Genomic DNA, 26,072 nt, shown 5'->3' on the forward strand with positions numbered 1-26,072 from the left:
GGAGGCAGGAGTGGAAGGTAATTCGCAGAACTGATTGGCCAGGGCGTTTATGGTGTGCCGCATGTTTCGTATGGAGACAGAAGTCGACAAGGAATGGCTCTCCGTGCTCCGGTCGCGGTTGCGCGACACGAACACGGCCGCCTCACCCGTCCTGCGTGCCCTGCGCGGCACCCCGGCCGAGCGCGAACTCCCGCTCCATGTTTGGGCGTTCGACGAGGTGGGAGGCCTGGCGGGCGGTCTGGTCGGCCACACCTGGACGACCTGGCTGCATGTGGCGTACCTCTGGGTCGACACCCCGCACCGGGGCAGCGGCCTGGGCTCCCGCCTCCTCGCGGAAGCGGAGCGCACGGCGCACGAGGAGCGCGCGTGCACCCACGCACGCCTGGAGACCTGGGACTTCCAGGCACCGGACTTCTACCGGAAGCAGGGGTACGAGGTGGTGTGCGTGATCCCGGACTATCCCCCGGGGGTCACCGAGTACACGCTGACGAAGCGGTTGGCGCCGCAGACTCTCTGAGGCGCTCACCACGGGCCTTTACCCCGGTCTCAGACAAGGCCAAGGTAAGTCTCAGGTAAGAGCTCTAACGTCCCGCCCCATGAGCATCCTGCGGAAGCTGAACTCCAAGCTTGCCGAGACGACCGGCTACCAGGTCCGCCGGGTTCCCGCGCCCAAGCCCGGCGCGACCGCGAAGCCCGGCACCCTCGACGCCGTCCCGAAGCCGCGTTCGCCGCGGCCCGCCCGGCCACCGGCCGCGCCCCGGCACCCCGTGGACCCGACGGTGGACCGTCTCCTGAACCGGCCGGTCTTCGTGCTGGCCCCCGTGCGCTCGGGTTCGACGCTGCTCCGCATGATGCTGGGCGCCCACTCCGAGCTGCACGCCTCGCACGAGCTGCATCTGACCGGCCTGGAGGTCTACTTCAAGTCGGGCAGCCCCACGGAGCGCTCCTTCGAGGCGCTCGGCCTCGGCTACGAGGACCTGGAGGGCCTGCTCTGGGACCGCGCCCTGCACCGGGAACTGGTCAAGTCGGGCAAGCCGTTCATCGTGGAGAAGACGCCGGGCAACACCTTCCAGTGGCAGCGCATCGCCGAGACCTGGCCCGACGCCCGGTTCGTCTTCCTGCGCCGCCACCCCGCCGCGGTGTCCCGTTCCTGGCACGAGGCGGTCCCCGACCGCACCCGCGAGGAGGCGGCGACCCGGGTCCTCCAGTACATGGAGGCGATGGAGGAGGCCCACGCGAAGCTCGGCGGCCACATCCTCACGTACGAGAACCTCACCGCCGACCCCGCCACCGAACTCCGCGCCCTATGCGACTTCCTGGAGCTGGACTGGCAGCCCGGCATGCTGGAGTACGGCAGCAGCCTGGAGGGCGCGGTCCTCGGCGGCGGCTTCGGCGACTGGAACGACAAGATCCGCTCGGGCAGGGTCCAGCCGGACCGGCCGGCTCCGACGGCCGAGGAGATACCCGAGGTGCTGCGGGGGATGTGCCGGACGTGGGGGTACCTGTAGAGAGCCCCTACAGGAGATACCTGGAGGGGGTCTCCGTAGGAGCGGTGAGTGGTTCAGGGGCCGCCAGGTCAGGGGCTGTGAGATCAGGGGCCATGGGGGCAGTGGCAATGGGGGCCTGGGTCAGCCGCATGCCTGGCGGCTGTGCACGAGGAGTTCGCGCGGGGCGGGGCCGGGCGTTCGCCGCCGGGTCAGGGCGAGCAGCGCCGGTGCGTCGACGTCGTCGACGGTGCGGGCGGTGAGGCGGTCGCGGTGGTCCGCGGCCATCGATTCGCCGAGGACGGCGACGCCGAGCCCGCGGGCGGCGAGGCCGGCGATGGCATCCGCGGAGCCGGCCCGCAACGCGAGGTCGGGGTGGATGCCCTGGGCGGCGCAGGCACGGTCGAACACCGCGCGCAGGCCGGTACCGGGTGGCGTGCAGACGATGGGGTGGGCGGTCAGGTCGAGCAGACGGATCCGCCCCTGTTCCGCCGGGGGATGCCCGGCCGGCACCGCCACGACGAGCCGCTCACTGCTGATCGTCAACGCGTCCAGCCCGTCGGGGGCGGCGTTCGCGGTACCGATGAGGGCCAGGTCGGCGGCAGCCGGCTGCGTCTGCTCGACCGGCCGGAGTTCGCGTCTGCCACGCGCTGACCAGTTGCTTCAGCCGGCTGCTTGAACCGGTCGGTTCGAGCAGCCGGTTCAACTGATCGGTTCAACTGGTCGGTTCAGCCGGTCGCTCGAACCGGGCGCCTCGATGCGTCACCGAACCCGCCGCGCGCCCGCCGAAGGGACCGCCGCGAACACCCGGGGGGCCGTGTATCCGGCGGCGGCGAACGCCTCCTCCACCGCCTTGCCGACCCGGTCCGTGGCCTCCGCCTCGACCAGGACGATCGCCGAGCCGCCGAAGCCGCCGCCGGTCATGCGGGCGCCCAGGGCGCCGGAGTCGACCGCCGCCTCGACCACCAGGTCGAGTTCCGGGCACGACACCTGGAAGTCGTCGCGGAGGGAGGCGTGGCCCTCGGTGAGGATCGGGCCGATGGCGCGGGTGTCGCCGCCCGACTTCAGGAGGGCGACCACCCGTTCGACGCGGTGGTCCTCCGTCACCACGTGGCGTACCAGGCGGCGTACTTCCTCGTCCGCACCCGCGTCGGCCAGGCGGGCCAGCGCCGCGTCGAGGTCGTCGTACGCCACATCGCGCAGCGCGTTCACGTCCAGCAGTCGCGCGCCGCGTTCGCAGCCCGCCCGGCGCTTGCCGTACTCGCCCTCGCTGTGGGAGTGCTTGACCTGGGTGTCGACCACGAGCAGGGTCATGCCCTCGGCCGCCAGGTCGAAGGGGATCTGGTCCTGGGAGAGGTCCCGGGTGTCGAGGAAGAGGGCGTGGCCCTGGGTGCAGCAGGCCGAGGCTGTCTGGTCCATGATGCCTGTGGGCGCGCCCACGTACACGTTCTCGGCGCGCTGGCACAGGCGGGCCAACTGCCAGCGTTCCAGGCCGAGTTCGTACAGGTCGTTCAGGGCCAGGGCGACCACGACCTCCAGGGCCGCCGAGGACGACAGGCCCGCGCCCGTCGGTACGGTCGAGGTGAGGTGGATGTCCGCGCCTCCGCCCACCGCCGTGTGGCCGGCGTCCTGAAGAGCCCAGATCACGCCCGCCGGGTACGCCGTCCAGTTCTTGTCCGACTCGGGCGTCAGCTCCCCCGTCCGCAGTTCGACGACCCCGCCCTCGACGTCCGACGAGTGCAGGCGTACGACGCCGTCGGTGCGGCGCGAGACCGCTGCCACCGCCGTGTGCGGGAGGGCGAAGGGCATGACGAAACCGTCGTTGTAGTCGGTGTGTTCGCCGATCAGGTTGACGCGGCCCGGCGCCGCCCACACTCCCTCCGGCGCCGACCCGTACAGACCCTCGAACGCCTCGGCGACATCCACAGTCGTCATGCCCTCTACCTCTGACCTTTCATTTCGTACGTTCCAGGGCTGCCAGGTCTGCTACCTGATACCTGATGACCGCTGCCTGCTACTGCTACTGCTACTTGCTGTGCCGCTGCGCGAACTCCCAGGCGTCCGCGACGATTCCGGCCAGATCTGACCGGGTCGGGTTCCAGCCGAGGCGGGTGCGGGCCCGGTCGGCGGAGGCGACCAGGACCGCCGGGTCGCCGCCCCTGCGCGGGGCCACGACCTCCGGGATCGGGTGGCCGGTGACCCGGCGTACCGTCTCGACGACCTCGCGGACCGAGAAGCCCTCGCCGTTGCCGAGGTTGCAGATCAGGTGTTCGCCCGCTGTCGCGGCCGTGAGGGCCAGCAGGTGAGCGTCCGCCAGGTCGGCGACGTGGATGTAGTCCCGTACGCAGGTGCCGTCGGGGGTCGGGTAGTCCTCGCCGTAGACCGAGATCGCGTCCCGCTTGCCCTGGGCGACCTGGAGGACGAGGGGGATCAGGTGGGACTCGGGGTCGTGGCGCTCGCCCTGGGTGGCGTACGCGCCGGCCACGTTGAAGTAGCGGAGCGACACCGCGGCGAGGCCGTGGGCCGTCGCCTCGCTGGTGATCATGTGGTCGACGGCCAGCTTCGAGGCGCCGTAGGGGTTCGTCGGGGACGTACGGGCCGTCTCGACGATCGGGGTCTCCTCCGGCTCGCCGTACGTCGCCGCCGTGGACGAGAAGACCAGTTTGCGGACGCCCGCCTCGCGCATCGCCGTGAGCAGGGCCATCGAGCCGCCGACGTTGTTGTCCCAGTACTTCTCGGGCTTCACGACCGACTCGCCGACCTGGGAGGAGGCCGCGAAGTGGAGGACCCCGTCGAAGGAGGAGTCGAGCCACTTGGCGGCGTCCTTGATGTCGCCCTCCACGAACGTGGCACCTGCCGGGACGCCCTCCCGGAAGCCCGTCGAGAGGTTGTCGAGGACGACGACCTCGTGGCCGGCCTCCAGCAGATGCTGGGCGACCACCCCGCCGACATAGCCCGCACCACCGGTGACCAGGTACTTACCGCTCATGAACTCGCTACCTCTCGCAGTCGCTGGGCCGCGGATTCCGGCTGGATGTCGTTGATGAACACGCTCATCCCCGACTCGGAGCCCGCGAGGAACTTCAGCTTGCCGGAAGTACGTCGAATGGTGAAAAGCTCCAGGTGGAGTCCGAAGTCGTCACGGTTGACGCCCTCGAACTCCTCCAGCGTGCCGAACGGCGCCTGGTGCCAGGCCGCGATGTACGGCGTGGGCGGCTCGCCCGCTCCTTCTTTCCCACCACCCGGCCCGTCGAAGATCCGGTCGAAGCGCCTCAAGAGTTCCAGGTAGACCTTGGGGAACTCTGTGCGGGCCTCCTCGCCGAGCGCCAGCAGGTCCGGCACCCGGTGGCGCGGGTACAGGTGCACCTCGTACGGCCAGTGGGCGGCGTACGGGACGAAGGCCACCCAGTGGTCGGTCGCCAGCACGAGGCGCTCGCCCGCGAGTTCCTTCTCCACGATCGAGTCGAAGAGGTTCTCGCCGCCCGTCGCCTCCTTGTGCGCGGCCACCGAGCGGAGCATCAGGGCCGTGCGCGGGGTGGTGAAGGGGTACGCGTAGATCTGGCCGTGCGGATGGCCGAGGGTGACGCCGATCTCGGCGCCGCGGTTCTCGAAGCAGAACACCTGCTGGACGGCGGGGAGGTGGGACAGCTCCGACGTCCGGTCGGTCCACGCGTCCAGGACCAGCCGCGTCTGTGCCTCGGTGAGGTCGGCGAAGGACGAGTTGTGGTCGGAGGTGAAGCAGACCACCTCGCAGCGTCCGGAGTCGCCGGCCAGGGAGGGGAAACGGTTCTCGAAGACGACGACGTCGTAGGAGGAGTCCGGGATCTCGCTGAGCCGGTCGCCCTCGGTCGGGCAGAGGGGGCACTCGTCGGCCGGGGGGTGGTAGATGCGGCCCTGGCGGTGCGAGGCGATCGCCACCTCGTCGCCGAGCAGCGGGTCCCGGCGTACCTGCGACGTGGTGACCGTGCGCTCCAGAGGGCGCCGGTCCACCGCGTCGCGCACTGTGTCGTCGCGCAGGTCGTAGTAGATGAGCTCACGACCGTCGGCGAGCCTCGTCGAGGTCTTCTTCACGCCGGATTCTCCATCCGTACCCAAACCTAGCTTCAAACAGAACCGAACACATGAAATCATAAATCCACAACCATCGGTATAGCCAGGCGAGCCGTGACACGTCAGCGGAGCCGGAGTTCACGGGAACTCCGGCTCCGCAGTCCGAAAAGTGATGTACCTCGTGGGGTCAGAAGTCCCCGTCGGGGGGTGGGAGCGGGGCGGGCGGTGAGTGCAGATGCACCGGGCCCGCCCGGTCCAGCAGACCCGTACGGGCCGCCAGGGCCGCCGCCTCCAGCCTGGACCCCACCCCGAGCTTCATCAGCACCCGCTGCACATGCGTACGGGCCGTACTGGGCGCGATCCCCATGCCGGCCGCGATCAGCCGGGTGTCCTCGCCGTCGGCGACCCGGACCAGGACCTCGACCTCTCTCGGCGTGAGCATCTGGAGGAGGCGCTGGCCCTCGTCGTCGGGCTGGGCGGCGGGGTTGAGCAGTTCACTGAACGCGCCCTGGAGCAGCGCCGGAGCGACCGCCGCCTCGCCCGCCCTGGCCTTCATGATGGCGCGCTCGACGCCCTCTATGCGCTCGTCGTGACGTACGTACCCGGAAGCGCCGGCGGCGAAGGCGGCGGCGATGCCGCGCGGGCTGGGCACCGGGCCCAGGACCACGACCGCCACCTGCGGACGCTCGCGCTTGATCCGCACCACCGGGTCGAACATGCCCGGCTCGGCCGGGGTCGCCGTGCCCAGCAGGCACACCTCCGGCGCGCGTGTGATGACCAGTTCCGCCGCGCCCGCGGCGGGCGCCGCCGCGGCGAGCACGCGGTGTCCGCGCAGCTTCAGCGCCGAGGCAAGCGCCTCGGCGAGCAGTCGGTGGTCGTCGACCACCATCAGCCGCACTCCCATCGAGCCACCCCCCAGTCCCCCCAATGGTTGTCCCTTCTGGATGTCCATTGGTCCCCACGGCCGGGAGCCCCCCGGCTCCCCCCGCTTCTCATGACCCCGGAAGCTACACGCTTGTTCGACGTTGCGCTTCCCCTACTGGAGAGAAGTGCCCCGGATCGCGGAAAATCCTCTCATTCGAGGGTGATGAGTAGTACGTGCACGGCCCCGCCCCTGAGCAGGGACGGGGCCGTCAACACGGCGGTCGGCGATCAGCCGATCGTGTTCACTTCGTGCCGTAGGCGATCGCCAGGTACCTGGTCTCCCCCGTGCTGGAGGGCTTGCGGGCGTAGACCTGGGACATGTAGAGGCGGCCGTCGGCGTAGATGAGTTCGGCGTACTCGGGCTGCATGCCGGCCTCGACCTCCCGCACCGCCTTCGTCGCCGGGTTCTCCATCAGCTTCGTCTGCGCGAAGGAGCCGCCGTCGATGCTGACGATCTGGCCGCCCTTGTCGTAGGGCGGGCGCTTGTACGCGATCACGTTGCCGTCGTCCATGGTCAGCGGCGAGATCGAGTAGCCGTCGCCCGCCTCGGCGCGCTGTCCGTCCTGCTTGCCGGTGGCGAGGTCGAAGGCGACGATCTCGTTGGTCCTGCTGTACTCGCCGGTGCCGTCGTGGTCCTCGGTCGGGAGGTACAGCCTGTCGTTGCCGACGGCCAGCTTGTTGCAGTACTCGATCCTGGTGATGCCCTCGCACTCGGCGGCGTACCGGTCGCCGGGCGCCGAGATCTTCGTACGCAGCCGCCCGGTCCTGTTGTCGATGGAGAAGAAGTCCGAGATGCCGCTGCCGTCGCCCGCGGAGCGGTTGATGTCGGAGGCCACGACGAGCGGGTTCGTCGACACGATGCTGGCGTCCTCGATGCCCTTGGCCATCGCGTACTCGGAGAGCACCTTGCCGGAGACCGGGTCGATGGTCTGGATGTTCAGCTGCCGGGCGCCGTACGTGCCGCACTTGCGGACCGCGACCAGCTTCTCGCCGCCGCCGTAGCCCGCGTCGTAGCAGGAGTCGGTCGGCTTCGGGCCCCACAGGGACTTGCCGGTGATGTCGAAGGCGCCGCCGCCGCTGGTGCTGCCGACGGCGACCGTGTTCGCACTGATCGTCACGTTGTCGAGGTTGATCACCTGGTCGCCGGACTTGACCGTCCGGGTCCACAGCTTCTTGCCCGCGTCGAGGTCGATCGCCGCGACCTGGCTACAGCCGTGCGAGGGCTTGTCCTTGGTCGGCATGGCGGGCTCGTACACGATCGCCGTGCGGTGGTCGGCGGTGGTGTGGCGGCTGGCCGCGCACACCGGGCCGGGCAGCGGGACCGTCCAGAGCCTGGTGCCCTTCGCGGGGTCGTATCCGACGATCTCGGCCCGGCCGCTCTTGGCGTACACCACGTCGGTGAGCCAGGACCCGACGACGGTGGTGCTGTTCTCGTCTGCGCCGACGACGGGCTCGGGGAGCTGGAAGAGGACCTTGGAGGCGGTGTTCGCCGGCGCCTTGTCCGTACCGCCGCTGCCGCCGCTGCCGCCGGTTCCCTCCGTGGTGCCGGCGGTGCTGTTCCTGTCGCCGCCCTTCGCGTCGGCCTGGCCGTCCTTCGAGGAGGAGTACCAGACACCGGCGCCGATGATCAGCGCGATCGCGGCGACGGCCGACACGATGATGACCGCCTGCGCGTTCAACTTCCCTTTGGGGGTGGGGGGTTGAGGCGGAACCGGAGTGGGATACGCGGGTTGCGGCTGCTGCGGGTAGCCGTAGCCGGGAGGACCGTACGGGGGCTGCTGGGCGTACGGGTTCGGGCCGCCCTGGGGATAGCCGTAGCCGGGGGGAGGCTGCGGGGGCTGGTTGGGCGGGGGCGGCGGCTGGGTCATGGCGTGGGTACCTCGGGAGCGGAGAGAGGAGAAAAGAGAAAGGGGAAAAGGGAAGGGGAAGAGGGAGAGGGGGAAGAGGGCGTCTACTTGCCGAAGGCGAGCATCAGCTTCTCCTTCTGGTCGTCCCTGCCGCTCAGCCGGGTGGTGGAGAGGTAGAAGCGGCCGTCGACCCAGTCGTACTCCTTGGAGTAGAAGCCGTTCTCGACGTCGGCTGCCGCCGTCGGGTTCTTCAGCAGCGTCGTCGGGGTGTGGCCGCTGCCGGTGACGGGGATCGACACGACCTGGCCGCCCGCGTCGTACGACGGCTCGACGTAGGCGATGAGCGCGCCGCTCTCCACCTTGAGCGGCAGCATCGATTCCTCTGCCGGTGACTTGACGCGCCACTTGGCCTTGCCCGTGGCCAGGTCGATCGCGACGATCTCGCCCGCGCCGCTCGTCGCCTTGGTCGGCAGATAGAGGGTGTCGGTGTCGGTGGCGACGCCCTGGCAGCCCTGGAGGTCCCGTTCGAGGATCGCCCAGCCGCACACGGGTGCGAAGGACTCGTCGACGGAGACCTCGGAACGGAAGCTGCCGTCGTCCTTGAGCGTGGAGATGTTCCACGACTTCTTGTCCTCGTTGGTGAGATAGAGGACGACCGGATCGACGGAGTACGTGCGTCCGACCGCCCAGCCCTTCGGAATGGGCCGGGTCCAGCGGGCCGCACCGGTCCTCGGGTCCAGTTCCTGCACCTCGTCGTGCTCCGTGGAGGTGGACGCCCCGCAGGACGACACGACGATCAGCCTGGCGCCGCCCGCGAAGGCGGCGGGGAAGCAGGCGGCGCCGTACTTCACCTTGTCGAACAGCTTGGCGCCGGTGTTCAGGTCGTACGCCGTGCCGGACTGCGAGCGTCCGACCATCAGGGTCGTGCCGGTGAGCGTCAGTTCGACGCTGAGCGCGCTGTCGAACAGCGCCCCGTCGGCGACCTCGGCGCTCCAGCCCTTCGCACCCGTGTTCAGGTCGAGCACCTGGAGCTTGTTGCACTTGGCCCGCTCGCTGGCGCCGCTCATGTAGGCGACCACGATCTTGTCGTCGGCCGACTTCTGCGGGGTGACGGCACAGATCTTCTGCGGGAAGGTGATCGGCCCCCAGGCCACGTCGCCGTTCCCGACGCCGAACGCGAACACCTCCTTGTAGGCCGCCTTGACGGCCACCTTGTCGGTGATCCACATGCCGTTGGCGTCGGCGCCCGACGCGGGCGCGTCCGGCGCGTCCTTGGACCACAGCACCTTCGACTCGCCGGCCTTGCGCCCCTTGTTGAGGTCGTCGGAGTCCGCGCCGGCGGCACCGCCGCCGGCGTCGTCGTCGCTCTTCCCGGTGTCGGCGGGGCCGGAGGCGGGCGCGGAGAGGTCCGGGCCGGCCTCGCTGCCGCCGGCCACGGGCTTGTCGTCGTCGCCACCGCCGCTGGTCACGGCGTACACCGTGCCCCCGATGACGAGCAGCGCGGCGACGGCCGCCCCGAGCATCAGCGCGGGCCGCCCCTTGAAGGGGCTGCGGGAGGGCGGCGGGGGTACGGGGGCGCCGGGGAACTGCGGGGGCTGCCGGTCGGGGTAGCCGTAGCCGGGGGTGGGCGCCGCCCCGTATGCCGCGGGCTGCTGGGCGTAGGGGCCGGACTGGGCGCCGTACGGGCCCGGTTGGGCGTAGGGGCCGGGCTGCTGCGGATAGCCGTACCCCGGCTGGGGCGTGGGCGGGGCCGGTGGCAGGGGCGGCGGATCCCCGTAGGGCGAAGTCCCGTACGGGGAAGCCCCGTACGGCGAACCCTGCGGCGGTCCCTGTGGCACTCCCTGCGGGGTCTCCGGCGGTGGGCCGAAGCCGCCCGGGGGCGGCCCCTGGGGCGGTTGACTGGGCGGCTGGGTCATCAGCGCGTTCCCCCTTCAGCTGATTTTTAGCCACGCCCTGAGGTACGCGAACGGTGCGCGGACGCACGCGGACAGTACTCGGGGAGTTCTCAGAGGGCTCTTTCTACCACTCCGTGGCCGCCCCGCACCGGGCCGCGTCCGCCCCTGGCCACCTCTGTTCCCAAGGGCGAACCGGCCCGTGATGCCGCCGTTATGCGCGTTCACGCGCTCTTCACGCCATGTCTGCGAGTTTCACGCCGTGCCCGCGTCCGTCCGGGTCCCGCCGGCCTTCGGCTATGACTCGTCCGCGAGTTCCAGCCACCGCATCTCCAAGTCGTCGCGTTCGCCGGCGAGTTCGCGCAGTTCGGCGTCGAGTTCGGCGACCTTCTCGAAGTCGGTGGCGTTGTCGGCGATCTGGGTGTGCAGCTTGCTCTCCCGCTCGGACATCTTGTCCAACTGCCGCTCGATCTTCTGGAGTTCCTTCTTGGCGGCCCGGGTGTCGGCTGCGCTCTTCTCGGTGACGGCCTTGGCGGCGGGAACCGGTACGGCGGCTGCGGCTACCTCCTCCATCCGCTTGCGCCGCTCCAGGTACTCGTCGATGCCGCGCGGCAGCATCCGGAGGGTGGCGTCGCCGAGGAGGGCGAAGACGCGGTCGGTGGTCCGCTCGATGAAGAACCGGTCGTGGGAGATGACGACCATGGAGCCGGGCCAGCCGTCCAGCAGGTCTTCGAGCTGGGTGAGGGTCTCGATGTCGAGGTCGTTGGTGGGCTCGTCGAGGAATAGGACGTTGGGCTCGTCCATGAGGAGACGCAGGATCTGAAGGCGCCGCCGCTCACCACCGCTCAGGTCCCCGACCGGGGTCCACTGCTTCTCCTTCCCGAACCCGAACGTCTCGCACAGCTGCCCGGCGGTCAGCTCGCGCCCCTTGCCGAGGTCGACGCGGTCCCGGATCTGCTGCACGGCCTCCAGCACCCGCAGGTTCGGGTCCAGTTCGCCGACCTCCTGGGAGAGATAGGCCAGCTTGACGGTCTTGCCGACGGCGACCCGTCCGGCGACGGGCTGTGTCTCGCCCCCGCTGCGGGCGGCCTCGGCCATGGCACGCAGGAGGGAGGTCTTGCCGGCGCCGTTCACCCCGACGAGCCCGATGCGGTCACCGGGGCCCAGCTGCCAGGTGAGGTGCTTCAACAGCACCTTGGGCCCGGCCTGGACTGTCACGTCCTCAAGGTCGAACACGGTCTTGCCGAGCCGGGTCGAGGCGAACTTCATCAGCTCACTGCTGTCCCGGGGCGGCGGCACGTCGGCGATCAGCTCGTTGGCGGCCTCGACGCGGAAGCGCGGCTTCGACGTACGGGCGGGCGCCCCGCGCCGCAGCCAGGCCAGCTCCTTGCGGACGAGGTTCTGCCGCTTGACCTCCTCGGTGGCGGCGATGCGTTCGCGTTCGGCGCGGGCGAAGACGTAGTCGGTGTAGCCGCCCTCGTACTCGTACACAGCGCCCTTCTGCACGTCCCACATGCTGGTGCAGACCTGGTCGAGGAACCACCGGTCGTGGGTGACGCAGACGAGCGCGGAGCGGCGCTCGCGCAGATGCCGGGCGAGCCAGGAGATGCCCTCGACGTCGAGGTGGTTGGTGGGCTCGTCGAGAACGATCAGGTCGGGATCGTCGATGAGCAGCTTGGCGAGCGCGATCCGGCGCCGCTCACCACCGGAGAGGGGCCCGATGACGGTGTCGAGGCCCTGCGGGAACCCGGGGAGGTCGAGTCCGCCGAAGAGCCCGGTGAGGACGTCCCTGATCTTGGAGTTCCCGGCCCACTCGTGGTCCGCCATGTCCCGGATGACCTCGTGGCGGACGGTCGCGGCGGGGTCGAGGGAATCATGCTGGGTGAGTACGCCGAGACGCAGGCCGCCGGAGTGGGTGACGCGCCCGGTGTCGGCCTCCTCCAGCTTGGCGAGCATCCGGATGAGGGTGGTCTTGCCGTCGCCATTACGACCCACGACACCGATCCGGTCCCCCTCGGACACCCCGAGCGAGATCCCGTCGAGCAGGGCACGGGTCCCGTACACCTTGCTGACGTTCTCGACATTGACGAGGTTGACGGCCATTTTGCTCCTGAGGTGGGGTGGGTCGACCTTCCAGGGTAGTGGGCGGGGGCGGGGGACTCGGCGGGCGGTTTCCCCGGGGTCGCGAAACGGCACCGCGAGTGCCCGGGCACCCGGGGCCGGCAGCGCCTTCCCGGCGGACGCGACCAGCCGCTCGGTGTGCGACCCGGGCTGTTCCCGCGTGCCGGAAAATGGAGCCCATGGCCGCTCCTTTCGACAGCCCCGAGCCCCGTCGCGTCGCGCCGGGCGAGTACCCCCTGTGGGACCGGGCTCTCGCCCTTCTCAACCGGGACCTGGCGGTGACGCTTCCCGCGCGGGAGCCCCTGCGGCTGCTGGCCCTCCCGCCCCGCGACGCGAGCGAACCGGAGAGCGTCCACGTCGCCCTGGCCGACGACGAGTGGCACGGCGACTGTCTGGACCCGGACTCGGCGGACGACCCCGCCGCCGCGCTGGGAGAGGTCGCCGACGCCGCGCAGGAGACCGTCATGGACCGTCTGTGGCAGGCGTGGCCCGTGTGCCCCGAGCACGGCCTGGGCATGCATGCGCGGGGCGCGGACGGGCAGCTCACGGACGGACAGCCGTACTGGTGGTGCCCGGGAGGGGCGTCGCGTCGGGGCCCGGCCCATGTGCGTGCGGCGGTGGGCGCGCTCGACTCGCCCGTTACCCGGACGTAGGGATTCCCCCCATTGACGTGATCCCTTCAATTCCGTCACGGTGTGCCCACGGAGACGCCACCCCCCTCACCCCCCACACGTCCCCGTAAGACTCGTGCACATCGAACAAGAGGGGAACCACCCCGTGTCCGTACCGCACTCCCCCACAGGCATGTCCGCCGGGCGCCCCACCCCCGGCTCCGACCACGGCTCCGCCCCCAGGCGCGGCACTCTCGCCGTTCTCGCCGCCGTCGCCTCCGTGCTCGCCCTCGCCGGTGCCGCCGTCCCGTCCGCCGCCGCGGCCACCCCGGCCGTCGGGGTGATCCAGGGCGCCGGTGCCGAAGGAGCCATCAAGGACAGTTACATCGTCACCCTCAAGGACAGCGCCGGTTTCCGGGCCGCCTCCAGCAAGGGCAGGGCGCTCGCGACCCGGTACGGCGCCGAGGTCGAGCGGACCTACACGTCCGCCCTCAACGGGTACGCGACCGAGATGACCGAGGCGGAGGCCGGGCGGCTCGCCGCCGACCCCGCCGTCGCGAAGGTCGTGCAGAACAAGACCCTGCACATCAACGACACGCAGACCAGCCCGACCTGGGGCCTCGACCGGATCGACCAGGCCGATCTGCCGCTCGACTCCTCCTACACCTACCCGTCCAGCGCGGGCAGCGGCGTGACCGCCTACATCATCGACACCGGCGTACGTATCACCCACACCGACTTCGGCGGACGCGCCTCCTACGGCTACGACGCCATCGACGGCGACACCAGCGCGAACGACGGCAACGGGCACGGCACGCACGTCGCCGGGACCGTCGCCAGTGCCACGTACGGTGTCGCCAAGGCCGCCAAGATCGTCGCCGTGCGCGTGCTCGACGACTCGGGGTCCGGGACCACCGACCAGGTCGTCGCCGGTATCGACTGGGTGACCGCGAACCACGTCAGCCCGGCCGTCGCCAACATGTCGCTGGGCGGCGACGCCGACTCCGTACTCGACGAGGCCGTCGCCAACTCCATCGCCTCGGGCGTCACTTACGCCGTGGCCGCCGGCAACGACAACACCACGGCGTCCTCGAACTCCCCGGCCCGCGTCGCCTCCGCGATCACCGTGGGCGCCAGTACGAGCGCCGACGCGCGGGCCTCGTACTCCAACTACGGCTCGGCGCTGGACATCTTCGCACCGGGCTCCAGCATCACCTCGACGTACAACACGTCGAACACCGCCACCGCGTCGCTCTCCGGTACGTCGATGGCGTCCCCGCACGTCGCCGGCGCGGCGGCCGTCTACCTGGGCGAGAACCCCAGCGCCACCCCCGCCCAGGTCGCCACCGCGCTGACCTCGGCCGCGTCCAGCGGCACGCTCACCAGTGTCGGCACCGGCAGCCCCAACCTGCTCCTCCAGGTCACCCCGGCCGGTGACGGTGACGACGGCGGCGACACCGGTACGGCCTTCGAGTCGACGACCGACGTGTCCATCCCGGACGCCGGGTCGGCCGTCTACTCGCCGATCACCGTCAGCGGTATCACCGGCAGCGCGCCCAGCGACCTGTCCGTGTACGTCAACATCGTGCACACCTACCGCGGTGACCTGGTCATCGACCTGGTCGCACCGGACGGCTCCACCTACCGCCTGAAGAGCAGCAGTTCCTCGGACTCCACCGACAACGTCGACGCCACCTACACCGTCGACGCGTCCAGCGAGACCACCGTCAACGGGACCTGGCAGCTCAAGGTCCAGGACGTCTACAGCGCCGACACCGGCTACATCAACAGCTGGAAGCTCACCTTCTGACCGGCACGCACATCGGCTGAGCCGAGTACCGGAAGCCGTGCGCCCCGGGAGGCAACTCGCCCGGGGCGCACGGCCGTTGGTCACGCGGGTCGGCCGGCGACCGCCGTCCGGACCTCGCCGAGGAGGTCGTACATCGTCTGGCCGGGGCAGTCGGTCGCCAGCCAGTCGCGGTGGCCGCTGATCGCGTCGACATCCTTCGTCACCCCGTTGACCGGGTTCACGTAGGTCAACTTGGCCTGCGGGTCCAGGCCCTTGAAGCGGGCGATCACCTTGATCAGGCGGATCAGCGACGCCTTGGCGGCGTCCGTCGGCGGCTGGTCGACCAGCGTGCCGATGAGGGCGATGCCGAGGTTGCCGGAGTTGAAGCCGCCGGTGTGGAAGGCGGTGACGAGCTTGCCGTCCTTGTCGAAGGCGGGGACGAGGTCGTCGCCGGAGTAGCGGCCCTCGTAGACGTCGCCCGCCTCGTCGATGAGGAAGTGGTAGCCGATGTCGCCCCAGTCGAGGGTGACCGCGTGGTACTCGTAGATGCCGCGCACGGTCGACGCCGGGTCGGGATCGGCGTTCGGGGTGTCCGTGTGGTGGACGGTGATCGTCTGGAACGGGTAGTACACCTCGGGCGAGTTGACCTTCCCGTCCTTGTAGCGCTTCGACTCGTCGGCGCCCCACGCCGGCCGCGACAGGTACTGCACCCCGCGCACCCGGGTCGGCTCGGTCGGCACCCGGAAGGTCTTCCCGGCCCCGCCGGTCGTGTCGATCGCCAGCGACCGCGCCCCGCTCGCGCTCGCCCCGTCCGGCAGCCTCAGCTCGTACGCGGTGGCGTCCCCCGCCGCCACCAGCGCCGTGCCGCCGCCCTCGACGGTCGCGCAACCGCCGTTCAGCTCCTGCCACGTGCCGGGCGCGGAGGAACCGTCCGCGAACCTGATCCCGGCACCGTCCGCCGCGCCGCTCCAGCGCACACCGACGTACGAGATGGCGAAGGCGGCACTGGCCTCGGCGGTGCCGGTGGCGGCCTCGGTGCGGGTGGCCGGGAACTTCTGCGGCTCGGTACCCGCGGTACCGGACGTACCCGACGCGCTGTCCGTCGTACCGGACGCGGAGTCCTCGCCGTTGGTGGCCGCGAAGACCACCGGGGTCAGCGCGCCGCCGACGGCGACGGCGCCCGCGGCGCCGAGCACTCCGCGCCGGGTGAGGGGGACCTTCCGGCGATGGGAGGGGGCCGGGGAGGGAGAGGACGAGGAAGGGGGAGGTACTGACACGGAGATGCCTTCCGAAGTGCTGGGGGAGTTGGCAACCCAAGGGGGACCCACGCCGCGCACGCACTCCGGAATTCGGTGAACTCCCGGGCCTCAGCTAAGACTTGTGGCGGACGGCGAGTGCTTGAAGTTGAAAGAAACCCTACTCGTCACGGCCGCTCCACCCGCGCAGGTCCAGGCCAAGGAACGGTGAATTCCCTGTGCGCGTCCGGCAAATGAGGCAGCCGTCGTGTACGCGCTGTCACAGCACCCTGGCACCCGGTACGGGCCCCGAGGTCACCCGTACGGCCCGGCAGGTGCCGGACTCCGCCAGCGCCCGCGCCACCTGGTGCGCGGCCTCCGCGTCCCGGGCGAGGAACGCCGTCGTCGGCCCGGAACCCGAGACCAGCGCGGTCAGCGCACCGGCAGCGCGGCCTGCGGCGAGGGTGTCGGCGAGGGCCGGGAAGAGGGAGAGGGCGGCGGGCTGGAGGTCGTTGGAGACGGTGGCGGCGAGCGCGTCCGGGTCGCCCTTGGCGAGCGCGTCGAGCAGTTCCGGCGAGGCGACGGGCACGGGAACGTCACTGTCGGCGACCAGCCGGTCGAACTCCCGGAACACGGCCGGCGTCGACAGCCCGCGCTCCGCCATCGCGAACACCCAGTGGAAGGTGCCGCCGGTCTCCAGGACCGTCAGCTTCTCCCCGCGCCCGATCCCGAGCGCGGCCCCGCCCACCAGACTGAAGGGCACGTCACTGCCCAACTCGGCGCAGATGTCGAGGAGTTCGACACGCGAGGCCCCGGTCCCCCACAGCGCGTCGCAGGCGAGCAGCGCACCGGCGCCGTCCGCGCTGCCGCCCGCCATCCCGCCCGCGACGGGGATGTCCTTGGCGATGTGGATGTGCACGTCGGGCGTACGTCCATACCGCTCGGCGAGCGCGACGGCGGCGCGGGCGGCGAGATTCGTACCGTCGAGGGGCACTTGGGCGGCGTCGGGCCCGTCACAGGTGATCCGGAGTTCCGCTGCCGGGGTGACGGTCACCTCGTCGAAGAGGCCGACGGCGAGGAAGACGTTGGCGAGGTCGTGGAAGCCGTCGGGGCGCGCGGCACCCACCGCGAGCTGGACGTTGACCTTGGCGGGAACCCGAACGGTGACGCTCACAGCTGCCCGGACTCCTCGTCGCCGCTGTTCCGCTGCCGGACCTTGTTCTCCTGGACCTCGTTCTCCTGGACCTTGTTCTCCGCGATGCGGGCGAACTCCTCGACGCTCAGGGACTCGCCGCGGGCCTGCGGGGAGACCCCGGCGGCGACGAGGGCGGTCTCGGCGGCGGCGGCCGACCCGGCCCAGCCGGCGAGCGCGGCGCGCAGGGTCTTGCGGCGCTGGGCGAAGGCGGCGTCGACGACGGCGAACACCTCGCGCCGCTCGGCGGTCGTCTTCAGCGGCTCGGCACGCCGGACGAGCGAGACGAGCCCGCTGTCGACGTTGGGCGCGGGCCAGAAGACGTTGCGGCCGATGGACCCGGCGCGCTTGACCTCGGCGTACCAGTTGGCCTTCACGGACGGGACGCCGTACACCTTCGAGCCGGGCGGCGCGGCGAGCCGGTCGGCGACCTCCGCCTGCACCATCACGAGCGTCCGCTCGATGCTCGGGAACGTCTCCAGCATGTGCAGCAGCACGGGCACGGCGACGTTGTACGGCAGGTTCGCGACCAGTGCGGTGGGCGGGGGGCCCGGCAGTTCGGTGACGCGCATGGCGTCGGAGTGCACCAGCGAGAACCGGTCCACGCGGCCGGGCGTCCGGGCGGCGACGGTGGCGGGCAGCGCGCCCGCGAGCACGTCGTCGATCTCGACGGCCACGACCCGGTCGGCGGCCTCCAGCAGCGCGAGCGTGAGGGACCCGAGCCCCGGCCCGACCTCGACGACCACGTCGTCGGGCCGCACCCAGGCGGTGCGCACGATACGGCGGACGGTGTTGGCGTCGATCACGAAGTTCTGCCCGCGCTGCTTGGTGGGCCGGACGCCGAGGACGTCGGCCAGCTCACGGATGTCGGCGGCGCCGAACAGGGCATCGGGGGAGGCGTCGGGGACGGGGCTGGTACTCACGGGTCCAGGGTACGGGGGGTGGGGGGCGGGGGTGTGCAGCTGGGCAGCGGCTTGGGCGGGTAGCTGCGCAGGACGAGGGAGGTGGTGACCGGCCCGTAGCGGGCGAGGGAGTCCACTACCTGCTCCAGGCGTTCGGCGTGCGAACAGTGCACGTCGAACAGCAGGCAGTCCTCGCCGGTCACGCGGAGGGTCGAGACGATCTCGGAGGTCCGGGCGGCGAGGGCGAGTGCCCGGGACAGCTGCGCGTGGGTGGTGCGCAGCCGGACGACGGCATGGATGTTCAGCCCCACCGCGGCCGGGGCGACGACGGCACGGTAGCCGGTGATGATCCCGTTCTTCTCCAGTCGCTGGATACGGGCGCCGGCTGCCGGCTGGGACAGCCCGACCCGGCGTCCGACCTCGGCTCCGGTGAGTCGGCCGTCCCTCTGGAGCAGTTCCAGGATGGCCTGGTCGATCTCGTCGAGTGATTCCATCGTTGTCGCCGCCACTTTCCTTGAGATCACTTGCCGGGCCCGGTCGCCGCCGCTGGTTCATCGAGAATCGTCCCAGGCGCACCCGTGATGCGTGAGGGACACGAATGGAAGGACGGTAGGCGATGGTCGCGTACGTCATCATCCCCGGGATCGACGGTTCGGACGAAAGGCACTGGCAGAGCCTGTGGGAGAGGCGCTGGGGGGCCTCAGCGGTCCGGATCGCACCGGCTTCGTGGAGCACGCCGGATCTGGCGGACTGGGTGGCCGCGGTCCAGGCCGCCCACGAGACCGCTTCCCGGCGTGACGGCCAGGTGGCGTTGGTGGCCCACAGTCTCGGCTGCTGGGCCGCCGCCGAGTGGCTGGACCGGGCGCGACCCGACGGGGTGGCGGCGTTCCTGGTCGCGCCGCCCGATCCCCGAGGACCGGCGTTCCCGCGCCGGACCGCGTCGACGTTCCTGGGCCTGTCCGCCCGCCCGCTGCCGTGCCGAAGCCTCATGGTGGCCGGCGACGACGACCCCTACTGCGACCCGACGGCATCCGCCTCGTTCGCACACGAGTGGCGGGCGGAGAAACACCTCGCGGAAAGCCAGGGCCACCTCAATTCCGACAGCGGCCTCGGCGACTGGCGGACCGGCCGGGCACTCCTTCAGACGCTCGTCGGCCGTTGACGCGACCGGGCCGCCCTTCCCGTGGTGCCGAGGTCCGGTGCCCTGGCCGGGTGCGCGTCGCCGGACTCCGGACTCCGGACTCCGGAAAGGCTCACTCAGAGGCTCGTTCAAAGGCTCGCTCAAAAGATCGCGATCGAGCCGGAACCGGCGCCGGAACCGGGTTAGAAGGATCGGTATGGAACTCACCCAGATACGCCTGCTGGTGTCCGACTTCCCCGCCGTCTACCGCTTCTACCGGGACGTGCTCGGGCTCAAGCCGCAGTTCGAGGCCGAGAACGGCCCGTACGCCAAGCTCAGCCCCGACACCGGGCACGCGGCGATCGCGTTGCAGGACCGCGCGCAACTGGCCGGCGTGCTGGAGCCCCTGGGCCCCGAGCCGGCCGGACACCGCGCGCTGGTGGTGCTGCGGGTGGACGACCTGGACGCCACCCACGCCGAACTCACCGCGCGTGGCGCGGACTTCACCCGGGCCCCCGGCCCGATGGGCGACCGGATCCGGGTCGCGTACCTCCAGGACCCGGAAGGGAACCTGGTCGAGCTCCAGGAGTGGCTGGCGCTGCGCGAGCAGACTGGTGAAGCGTCGTAGTCCGGCCTCGGCGCTCCCGTTCGCCCTGACGTGATCTGGCCGCGCTCGGCCGTGGCCGGCGCTTCCGCGAGGAGGTTCAGCGCCCCGGGGAGTGCACGGACCGCCGTCGCGTTGCCAACCCGGTTGATTGCAGGTCGAGTTGAAGGACGCCGGGTGCGGGACGAAGTGAGGCTCCTGGTTGGATGGCTTGGCGACGACTACAGGCAGCAGATGAAGGCCGGTCCCATGGGAACGACACAGGGCCCGCCGGTGGCGCACGAGGACATCCAGGCCCCCGCGGGACGGACCAGGTGGTGGGTGGTCGCCCTCATCCTGGGGCTGCCGGCACTTCTCGCCATCGGCTTCTTCGCCATGGTCGCGATCTGGGTGCTGACCGGCGACTCGTCCGAGGCTGAGCAGCGACCTCCCCACTCTCTTCAGGTGAGCGTGGCAGCCCCATGGGCCGGAAGCACTCCTGTCTCGTCCCGGACATCGACGATGTGACACCGGCGCTCGCTTCGAGGCCCTCACCCCGCGTCGCCGTGAGGGGCACACGAGTTCAGGGTGCGGAAGTGGGCTTCCGGGTGGGCGACTTGACGGACCCGACGAAGCGGGTGAAGGCTCCCGTCGGGAAACTGAGGGTGCCGTGGGCGGGGTCCTTGGAGTCCCGTACGGCTACTCGGGCGCGGTGGTCCGCCATTTCCACGCAGGAGTCGCCGTCACCGTCAGCCGCCGCACTCCGGGGCCTGGGACGCCGACCCCCAACCACCGCAGGCGCCACAGGAGTTGGGACAGCCCATCGAATCGGAAGACGGGCTCAGCCATGCAACCGCGCCCCGCAATGCGGCCAAGGCCCCGCCCCCCGCTTCACATACAGCCTCTTCGCGCGGAACGTCTGCTCCGTGGCCGTCGCGTCCTGGGGGCGGCCGGAGCCGCCCAGGCTCTGCCAGGTCTGGGTGTCGAACTGGTACAGGCCGCCGTAAGTCCCGGACGGGTCCACGGCGTTCGGGCGGCCCCCGGACTCGCAGGCCGCCAGTGAACCCCAGTCCAGATGGTCCGCCCCCTGCACCGACGTCGGCATGGGCTTCGTGCCCACCCTCACCAGCTGGGCCCGGGGCTCGCGCACGACCTCCGTACGGACCCGGCGCGGCTTCTGCTTGACGCCGTTGACCGAGCGGATGGCGAAGGTGACCCGGCGCAGGCCCGGGCGGCCCGCCTGGTCGACCACCTCCGTGCCCTTGAACAGGGACGCGTCCTGGGTACGCCGGATGTCGAAGGGGATCGCCTCCTCGCGCACCTCCTTGGAGCCCGTCACCCGCAGTACCGTCACCGTCTGGCCGTCGCGCGGGAAGCTCTCGGGGGGCACCGAGACGGTGTCCTCGCCCCGGAGCGTGATCCCGGCCTCCTCCACCGCCTCGCCGACCGTCGCCGTGTTCGTACGGATCGTGCGGGCCCGGCCGTCCGCCATGATCGTCACCGTGCGCTCGGTGCGGACGTCGATGGTGAGGCCCTGCCGGCCGATCTTCTGGGAGCGCGCGAGCGACAGGTACGCGCCCTCGGCGCGCACCCCGAACTCCGCGAGCGCTTCCTCGACCGTGTGTGCCGTCGTCCACACCTCACGCCGTTCACCGTCCAGAGTGATCCGTACGGGTCGTCCGTAGTGGACGCGCACCTCGTCGCCGCTGGCCAGTGCGGTGCCCGGCGCGGGGGCGACGACGTCGTGGGCGCCGACCTCGACCCCCTCGTCGGCCAGCAGTTCGGTCACGTCGTCGGCGAAGGTGTGCAGGGTGCGCGGCTTGCCGTCGACGTTGAGTTCGATCGCCTTGTCCTTGGCGACGAAGGCCGTCGTACCGCCCGCGAGGAACGCCACGACGAGTGCCTGCGGCAGCAGCCGGCGGATGGCGTCGGGCCGTTCGGCACCCTTGCGGCGCCTGGCCGCCCGCCCCTCCTGGCCCCGTCCGCGGGCCACCCGCTGCTGCCTGGGCAACGTGGGCGGGACCGGCGGCTCCGGGGACGCGGGCGGCGCCGGGGGCTCGTAGGCGGGCCTGTACGTGTCCTCGTACGGCACACCGCGCGGCACCCCGTACGCCACCGTCTCGGCGGTGTGCGGGTCGTACCCGCCGTAGGGCGACGGCGGCCGCGGCCCGCTGACGGGGGTGTACGTCTCGTACGGCGAACTGCTCACGACGACACGCTCCAGGTTCCGGCGACGGACGAGCACCAGAACCTAGCGGAGCGGCCGTCACTCTCCAAAGCGACGCGACTACGGAGCGTCAACGCACGTCAGTGCGCGTCAGTAATCGAAGGCGCGTGCTGTGTTCGTCGCGATGGCCGTCGCCAGACTGTCCTCGTCGATGCCGCGTACGTCGGCCATCGCCCGCAGGGTGATCGGGATGAGGTAAGGGGCGTTGGGGCGGCCCCGGTACGGCGCCGGCGTGAGGAAGGGCGCGTCCGTCTCGACCAGGACCAGCTCCAGGGGGGCCACGGCGAGCGCGTCGCGCAGCGGCTGGGCGTTCTTGAAGGTCATGTTGCCGGCGAAGGACATGAAGTAGCCGTTCGCGGCACAGACCTCGGCCATGTCCGCGTCGCCGGAGTAGCAGTGGAAGACGGTCCGCTCGGGGGCGCCCTCCTCCTTCAGGACCCGCAGGACGTCGGCGTGCGCGTCCCGGTCGTGGATGACCAGCGCCTTGCCGTGCCGCTTGGCGATCTCGATGTGGGCGCGGAAGGAGCGTTCCTGAGCCGACTTCCCCTCGGGGCCGGTGCGGAAGTAGTCGAGTCCTGTCTCTCCCACTCCCTTGACCTGCGGGAGCCCGGCGAGCCGGTCGATCTCCGCGAGCGCCTCGTCGAGGGCCGCGTCTCCGCCGGGGACCCGCGCGCCCTGCCGGGACCAGCCGTCGGGGTCGCCGTGGACGATGCGGGGGGCCTCGTTCGGGTGCAGGGCGACGGTCGCGTGGACGCTCTCGTACGTGGCCGCGGTCTCGGCCGCCCAGCGGGAGCCCTTGATGTCGCAGCCGACCTGGACGACCGTCGTCACCCCGACCGACGCGGCCCTGGCGAGACCCTCCGCGACGGTGCCGGACTGCATGTCGAGGTGGGTGTGGGAGTCGGCGACCGCCACCCGCAGGGGCTCGGGCAGCGGTGGCGCGGAGGCGGCTCCGGACTTGGCAGGCATGTCCAGATCCTACGAAACCTGATCCTGTGAAAGGGACATGCCCGCCTCGCCGGGGGAACCGGGGGAGCTAGCTCGCCTTGCGGTGGAAGGGGTGCAGGAGATCCGAGAGATGCCAGTGGTGGTCTTCCTTCGGCGCCCCGGGCTCGGCGGCGGCGGTATCCGTCGCCGGTACCGCCTTGGGGGCCGTGCGCTGCCGGTGCATCGAGTTCTGCACCGACGACACCTGTCCCGCCCGCATGATGCGTACGACATGGCCGTCGCAGTTCTGGCAGGTGGGGCGGGTCAGCGGGGACGGGACGACGCGGCCGTCCGCCACGTACATCACCATCTCGCCGCCCCCGGTGTCGGTGTGGTGCTCGATCTCGTACGACTGTTCCCAGCCGTGCCCGCAGCGCATGCAGGCGAAGGAATACGACTCGTGAACGACGGCGGTGGCCGTGCTGCGGTGGCCGGTGATCTCGCTCATGCCAGCTCCTCTTGTCCGCTGGACAAAGGACGGGTGCGTCCTGTGAACCAGTGGACGCCTCCGCCGACGTGAAGGCATCAGACCTGTCGACTGTTGAAGGCGTCTTGGCCATTCCTTGTGGGAACAGCCCGGATCCGAGGTCGGGACTTTGCCTTCCGCCCTCCCGCTTTGCCCCCTTATGGCGTGACCGGCGTCGCACTTCCCGCGGCGCCCGTGCCCGCCGCGCCCGCCGCGTTCTTCGCGGCCACCACCGCGTCGAACACCTCCCGTTTCGGCAGGCCCGCCTCGGCGGCAACCGCCGCGATGGCCTCCTTGCGCCGCTCCCCCGCCTCCTCGCGCACCCGCACCCGCCGCACCAGTTCCTCGGCGCCGAGCTCGCCGCCGTCCCGCTCCGGGGCGCCCTCGACGACGACGGTGATCTCACCCCGTACGCCCTCCGCGGCCCACTCGGCCAGCTCGGCCAGCGGACCGCGCCTGACCTCCTCGTACGTCTTCGTCAGCTCCCGGCAGACGGCGGCCCGCCGGTCGGTGCCGAACACCTCGGACATGGCGGCGAGGGTGTCGTCGAGGCGGTGCGGGGCCTCGAAGTAGACGAGTGTGCGCCGTTCCTCGGCCACCTCCCTCAGCCTCGCCAGCCGTTCGCCGGCCTTTCGCGGCAGGAAGCCCTCGAAGCAGAAGCGGTCGACGGGCAGCCCGGACAGCGCGAGCGCGGTGAGCACGGCGGACGGGCCGGGTACGGCCGTCACCCTGATGTCCTTCTCCACGGCCGCGGCGACCAGCCGGTAGCCGGGGTCGGACACCGACGGCATGCCCGCGTCCGTCACCAGCAGCACCCGCGAGCCGCCGAGCAGCGCCTCGACCAACTCGGGTGTGCGCGCTGCCTCGTTGCCCTCGAAGTACGACACCACCCGGCCCTTGGGCTGCACACCGAGCCCCTGGGTGAGCCGGCGCAGCCGCCGGGTGTCCTCGGCCGCGATGACGTCCGCGCCCGCCAGTTCCGCCGCGAGCCGGGGCGGCGCGTCCGTGATGTCGCCGATGGGCGTGCCTGCCAAAACCAAGGTTCCTGTCACGTTTCCATCCTCGCAGGGCCTCCAAGGGGCCCTCCACTTGGCTTTCGGGCAGAGTGCCCGGTCCTTCAGCCGGGGTGAATGCCCACTTCCGCGGAGAGGGACAGGAGAAGCCGGATCGCTGCCAGAGCGATCCGGCTTCACTGTCCGGGATGCCCGGGGCGGGTGGTGGCGGGAAGTCGAGAGACCTGGTAGCGGTGGCCGGGTCGGCGGGATGGTCACTCGCACGGGTGACAGTCGTCGATGAGGTGCACGGCTGGGGAACGTGTGGTCTTCGTTTCGCGACATGGCACGTTTCCGGATGTACCCGACGAGCGAGCAGGAGCAGCAGATGCTGCTGCACTGCGCGCACGCCCGGTACGTCCACAACCTTGCCGTCGAGCAGCATGCACACTGGAAGCCGGGCCGCGGGTCCGCGCCCTCGTTCGCCGAGCAGTGCCGTCAGCTCACCGAGGCCCGGCGGGCGAGCGAGTGGTTGGCGGCGGGAAACGCGGACGTGCAGCAGCAGGCGCTCAAGGACTTCGCCACGGCCAAGAGCGCTCGTTTCACGTCCGGGTTCGGTGAACCGACCTGGCGCAAGAAGTTCGCGCATGAGGGTTTCCGTGTCATCGGCACCGACCATGCGCCCGAGCATCACGACGACGGCACGCCGAAGCTGAACGCGAGGACCGGCCGACAGGTCATGGGCCGCTCAGTGGTCGTGCGGAAGCTGAACCGGCGCTGGGCGCAGGTCAAGGTGCCCGGCTGCGGCTGGGTCCGCTTTCGCCTCAGCATCAGCGGCAAGCGCGCGCAACTGCCGGACGCGAAGACGTTCAGGGTGACCTTCCGCAACGGGCAGTGGCATGCGGCATTCGCCGTCGTCCCCGACCCGGTGCCCGCGCCCGGCACGGACACGGTCATCGGCATCGACCGCGGCATCACCGTAACCGTCGCCCTCTCCGATGGGCGGAAACCGAACTGCCCGCAGCTCACCGCCCGGGAACGCGCCCAGCTCCGCAAGCACCAGCGGCGCGCCGCCCGCGCAACCAAGGCCAGTGAACGGAAGACAGCCGAGTACGGGAAGGCCGCGAAGCTCAAGGCACGGGAGGCGAACCGCCGCAAGGACTGGTGCGAGAAGACCAGCGCCCTGCTCGCCCGCACCGGTGACCTGATCCGCTTCGAAAAGCTGGACATCAGGAACATGACCCGTTCCGCGAAGGGCACGGTGGAGCAGCCCGGCAGGAACGTGGCGCAGAAGGCCGGGCTGAACCGAGGCATCCTCGCCCAGGGCTGGGGCCTGTTGCGGCAGCGCACCGGACACAGGGCCCCCGGCCGGGTCGAGGACGTGCCCGCCCCGTACACAAGTCTGCGGTGCAGTGCCTGCGGGTGGATCGACAAGAACTCGCGCAAGAGCCAAGCCGAGTTCGTCCGTTCCTCCTGCGGTTTCACCTGCAACGCGGACACCAACGCAGCAGCCAACGTCGCGGCAGGACAGGGCGGGGTCCCCCGCCCCCGGCGAACAGCCGGTGCCGGAGGGACGACACCGCCCACGCGGTCGAAGAACGTCCGTGAACCTCAATCCAAACCGGTTGAAATCCCCCTCTTTTAAAAGGA

At 70.9% G+C, this 26,072-nt stretch carries 24 protein-coding genes and 1 pseudogene; 8 read left to right on the forward strand and 17 right to left on the reverse strand.

Features of this window, described 5'->3' with window-relative positions:
• The first annotated feature begins 49 nt into the window (after window positions 1-49).
• Window positions 50-517, forward strand: a complete 468-nt coding sequence (locus OG595_RS16640) for a GNAT family N-acetyltransferase (RefSeq protein WP_329282939.1) — start codon at window positions 50-52, stop codon at window positions 515-517.
• A gap of 79 nt (window positions 518-596) precedes the next feature.
• Window positions 597-1,508 (forward strand): sulfotransferase family protein, encoded by a 912-nt coding sequence (locus tag OG595_RS16645; protein ID WP_329272837.1) that lies wholly within the window; start codon window positions 597-599, stop codon window positions 1,506-1,508.
• 120 nt (window positions 1,509-1,628) lie between these two features.
• Here OG595_RS16645 and OG595_RS16650 read toward each other — a convergent pair.
• From OG595_RS16650 to OG595_RS16685, 8 genes and pseudogenes are all read right to left on the reverse strand, one after another.
• Window positions 1,629-2,084, reverse strand: a pseudogene (locus tag OG595_RS16650) (LysR substrate-binding domain-containing protein); the annotation flags it as partial.
• Between the two features lie 162 nt (window positions 2,085-2,246).
• Window positions 2,247-3,419 (reverse strand): galactokinase, encoded by a 1,173-nt coding sequence (galK, locus tag OG595_RS16655; RefSeq protein ID WP_329272838.1) that lies wholly within the window; start codon window positions 3,417-3,419, stop codon window positions 2,247-2,249.
• Between the two features lie 91 nt (window positions 3,420-3,510).
• Window positions 3,511-4,473 (reverse strand): UDP-glucose 4-epimerase GalE, encoded by a 963-nt coding sequence (gene galE / locus OG595_RS16660; RefSeq protein WP_329272840.1) that lies wholly within the window; start codon window positions 4,471-4,473, stop codon window positions 3,511-3,513.
• A complete protein-coding gene (gene galT / locus OG595_RS16665) occupies window positions 4,470-5,555 on the reverse strand; it encodes a galactose-1-phosphate uridylyltransferase (protein ID WP_329272843.1) in 1,086 nt (361 codons plus the stop codon). Before galT ends, galE begins: the two co-directional genes overlap by 4 nt.
• A 166-nt stretch (window positions 5,556-5,721) precedes the next feature.
• Complete coding sequence (locus tag OG595_RS16670; RefSeq protein WP_329272845.1) at window positions 5,722-6,438, reverse strand: helix-turn-helix transcriptional regulator; 717 nt, start codon at window positions 6,436-6,438, stop codon at window positions 5,722-5,724.
• Window positions 6,439-6,700: 262 nt separating this feature from the next.
• Window positions 6,701-8,326, reverse strand: a complete 1,626-nt coding sequence (locus OG595_RS16675) for an outer membrane protein assembly factor BamB family protein (RefSeq protein ID WP_329272846.1) — start codon at window positions 8,324-8,326, stop codon at window positions 6,701-6,703.
• Window positions 8,327-8,409: 83 nt separating this feature from the next.
• The gene (locus OG595_RS16680; RefSeq protein WP_329272848.1) at window positions 8,410-10,221 is read right to left on the reverse strand and encodes an outer membrane protein assembly factor BamB family protein; all 1,812 of its coding nucleotides are present in this window, start codon (window positions 10,219-10,221) and stop codon (window positions 8,410-8,412) included.
• Window positions 10,222-10,494: 273 nt separating this feature from the next.
• Window positions 10,495-12,300 (reverse strand): ABC-F family ATP-binding cassette domain-containing protein, encoded by a 1,806-nt coding sequence (locus OG595_RS16685; RefSeq protein WP_329272850.1) that lies wholly within the window; start codon window positions 12,298-12,300, stop codon window positions 10,495-10,497.
• Between the two features lie 197 nt (window positions 12,301-12,497).
• On the opposite strand from OG595_RS16685, the gene OG595_RS16690 reads away from it, so the two are divergent.
• Both OG595_RS16690 and OG595_RS16695 read left to right on the forward strand, forming a co-directional pair.
• The gene (locus OG595_RS16690) at window positions 12,498-12,971 is read left to right on the forward strand and encodes a hypothetical protein (RefSeq protein WP_329272852.1); all 474 of its coding nucleotides are present in this window, start codon (window positions 12,498-12,500) and stop codon (window positions 12,969-12,971) included.
• Between the two features lie 151 nt (window positions 12,972-13,122).
• Window positions 13,123-14,739, forward strand: coding sequence for a S8 family peptidase (locus OG595_RS16695; RefSeq protein ID WP_329282941.1), 1,617 nt, complete (start codon window positions 13,123-13,125; stop codon window positions 14,737-14,739).
• Window positions 14,740-14,819: 80 nt separating this feature from the next.
• Here OG595_RS16695 and OG595_RS16700 read toward each other — a convergent pair whose 3' ends face one another.
• From OG595_RS16700 to OG595_RS16715, 4 genes are all read right to left on the reverse strand, one after another.
• Window positions 14,820-15,914 carry a peptidoglycan recognition protein family protein gene (locus OG595_RS16700; RefSeq protein WP_329272854.1) on the reverse strand — a complete coding sequence of 365 codons (1,095 nt, stop codon included), beginning with the start codon at window positions 15,912-15,914 and terminating at the stop codon, window positions 14,820-14,822.
• Between the two features lie 319 nt (window positions 15,915-16,233).
• Window positions 16,234-17,127, reverse strand: coding sequence for a 4-(cytidine 5'-diphospho)-2-C-methyl-D-erythritol kinase (locus OG595_RS16705; protein ID WP_329272855.1), 894 nt, complete (start codon window positions 17,125-17,127; stop codon window positions 16,234-16,236).
• Window positions 17,124-18,068, reverse strand: a complete 945-nt coding sequence (gene rsmA, locus OG595_RS16710) for a 16S rRNA (adenine(1518)-N(6)/adenine(1519)-N(6))-dimethyltransferase RsmA (protein WP_329272857.1) — start codon at window positions 18,066-18,068, stop codon at window positions 17,124-17,126. Before rsmA ends, OG595_RS16705 begins: the two co-directional genes overlap by 4 nt.
• A complete protein-coding gene (locus tag OG595_RS16715) occupies window positions 18,065-18,541 on the reverse strand; it encodes an Lrp/AsnC family transcriptional regulator (RefSeq protein WP_329272859.1) in 477 nt (158 codons plus the stop codon). Before OG595_RS16715 ends, rsmA begins: the two co-directional genes overlap by 4 nt.
• 122 nt (window positions 18,542-18,663) lie before the next feature.
• Here OG595_RS16715 and OG595_RS16720 point away from each other — a divergent pair, with 122 nt between their 5' ends.
• The 3 genes from OG595_RS16720 (at window position 18,664) to OG595_RS16730 (ending at window position 20,278) form a co-directional block, all read left to right on the forward strand.
• Complete coding sequence (locus OG595_RS16720) at window positions 18,664-19,209, forward strand: RBBP9/YdeN family alpha/beta hydrolase (protein ID WP_329272862.1); 546 nt, start codon at window positions 18,664-18,666, stop codon at window positions 19,207-19,209.
• A 175-nt stretch (window positions 19,210-19,384) separates the two neighbouring features.
• Complete coding sequence (locus tag OG595_RS16725) at window positions 19,385-19,795, forward strand: VOC family protein (RefSeq protein WP_329272865.1); 411 nt, start codon at window positions 19,385-19,387, stop codon at window positions 19,793-19,795.
• A 225-nt stretch (window positions 19,796-20,020) separates the two neighbouring features.
• Window positions 20,021-20,278, forward strand: a complete 258-nt coding sequence (locus OG595_RS16730; protein ID WP_329272867.1) for a hypothetical protein — start codon at window positions 20,021-20,023, stop codon at window positions 20,276-20,278.
• 55 nt (window positions 20,279-20,333) lie between these two features.
• Here the strand turns inward: OG595_RS16730 and OG595_RS16735 are convergent, their stop codons facing one another.
• The 5 genes from OG595_RS16735 to rsmI form a co-directional block, all read right to left on the reverse strand.
• Entirely contained in the window at window positions 20,334-20,555 is a 222-nt protein-coding gene (locus OG595_RS16735) for a DUF397 domain-containing protein (protein WP_329272869.1), read from the reverse strand.
• A 36-nt stretch (window positions 20,556-20,591) separates the two neighbouring features.
• Window positions 20,592-21,959 (reverse strand): ubiquitin-like domain-containing protein, encoded by a 1,368-nt coding sequence (locus OG595_RS16740; RefSeq protein WP_329272872.1) that lies wholly within the window; start codon window positions 21,957-21,959, stop codon window positions 20,592-20,594.
• A 108-nt stretch (window positions 21,960-22,067) separates the two neighbouring features.
• Window positions 22,068-22,946: a TatD family hydrolase gene (locus OG595_RS16745; RefSeq protein ID WP_329272873.1), complete on the reverse strand. Its 879-nt coding sequence runs from the start codon at window positions 22,944-22,946 to the stop codon at window positions 22,068-22,070.
• A 67-nt stretch (window positions 22,947-23,013) separates the two neighbouring features.
• Window positions 23,014-23,412 (reverse strand): hypothetical protein, encoded by a 399-nt coding sequence (locus OG595_RS16750; RefSeq protein ID WP_329272875.1) that lies wholly within the window; start codon window positions 23,410-23,412, stop codon window positions 23,014-23,016.
• Between the two features lie 176 nt (window positions 23,413-23,588).
• Entirely contained in the window at window positions 23,589-24,482 is an 894-nt protein-coding gene (rsmI, locus tag OG595_RS16755; RefSeq protein WP_329272877.1) for a 16S rRNA (cytidine(1402)-2'-O)-methyltransferase, read from the reverse strand.
• A gap of 283 nt (window positions 24,483-24,765) precedes the next feature.
• Here rsmI and OG595_RS16760 point away from each other — a divergent pair, with 283 nt between their 5' ends.
• Window positions 24,766-26,067 carry an RNA-guided endonuclease InsQ/TnpB family protein gene (locus tag OG595_RS16760; protein WP_329272878.1) on the forward strand — a complete coding sequence of 434 codons (1,302 nt, stop codon included), beginning with the start codon at window positions 24,766-24,768 and terminating at the stop codon, window positions 26,065-26,067.
• Window positions 26,068-26,072: the final 5 nt, after the last annotated feature.

Origin of the sequence: Streptomyces sp. NBC_01451, from assembly GCF_036227485.1 — a bacterium.
Lineage (GTDB): Bacteria > Actinomycetota > Actinomycetes > Streptomycetales > Streptomycetaceae > Streptomyces.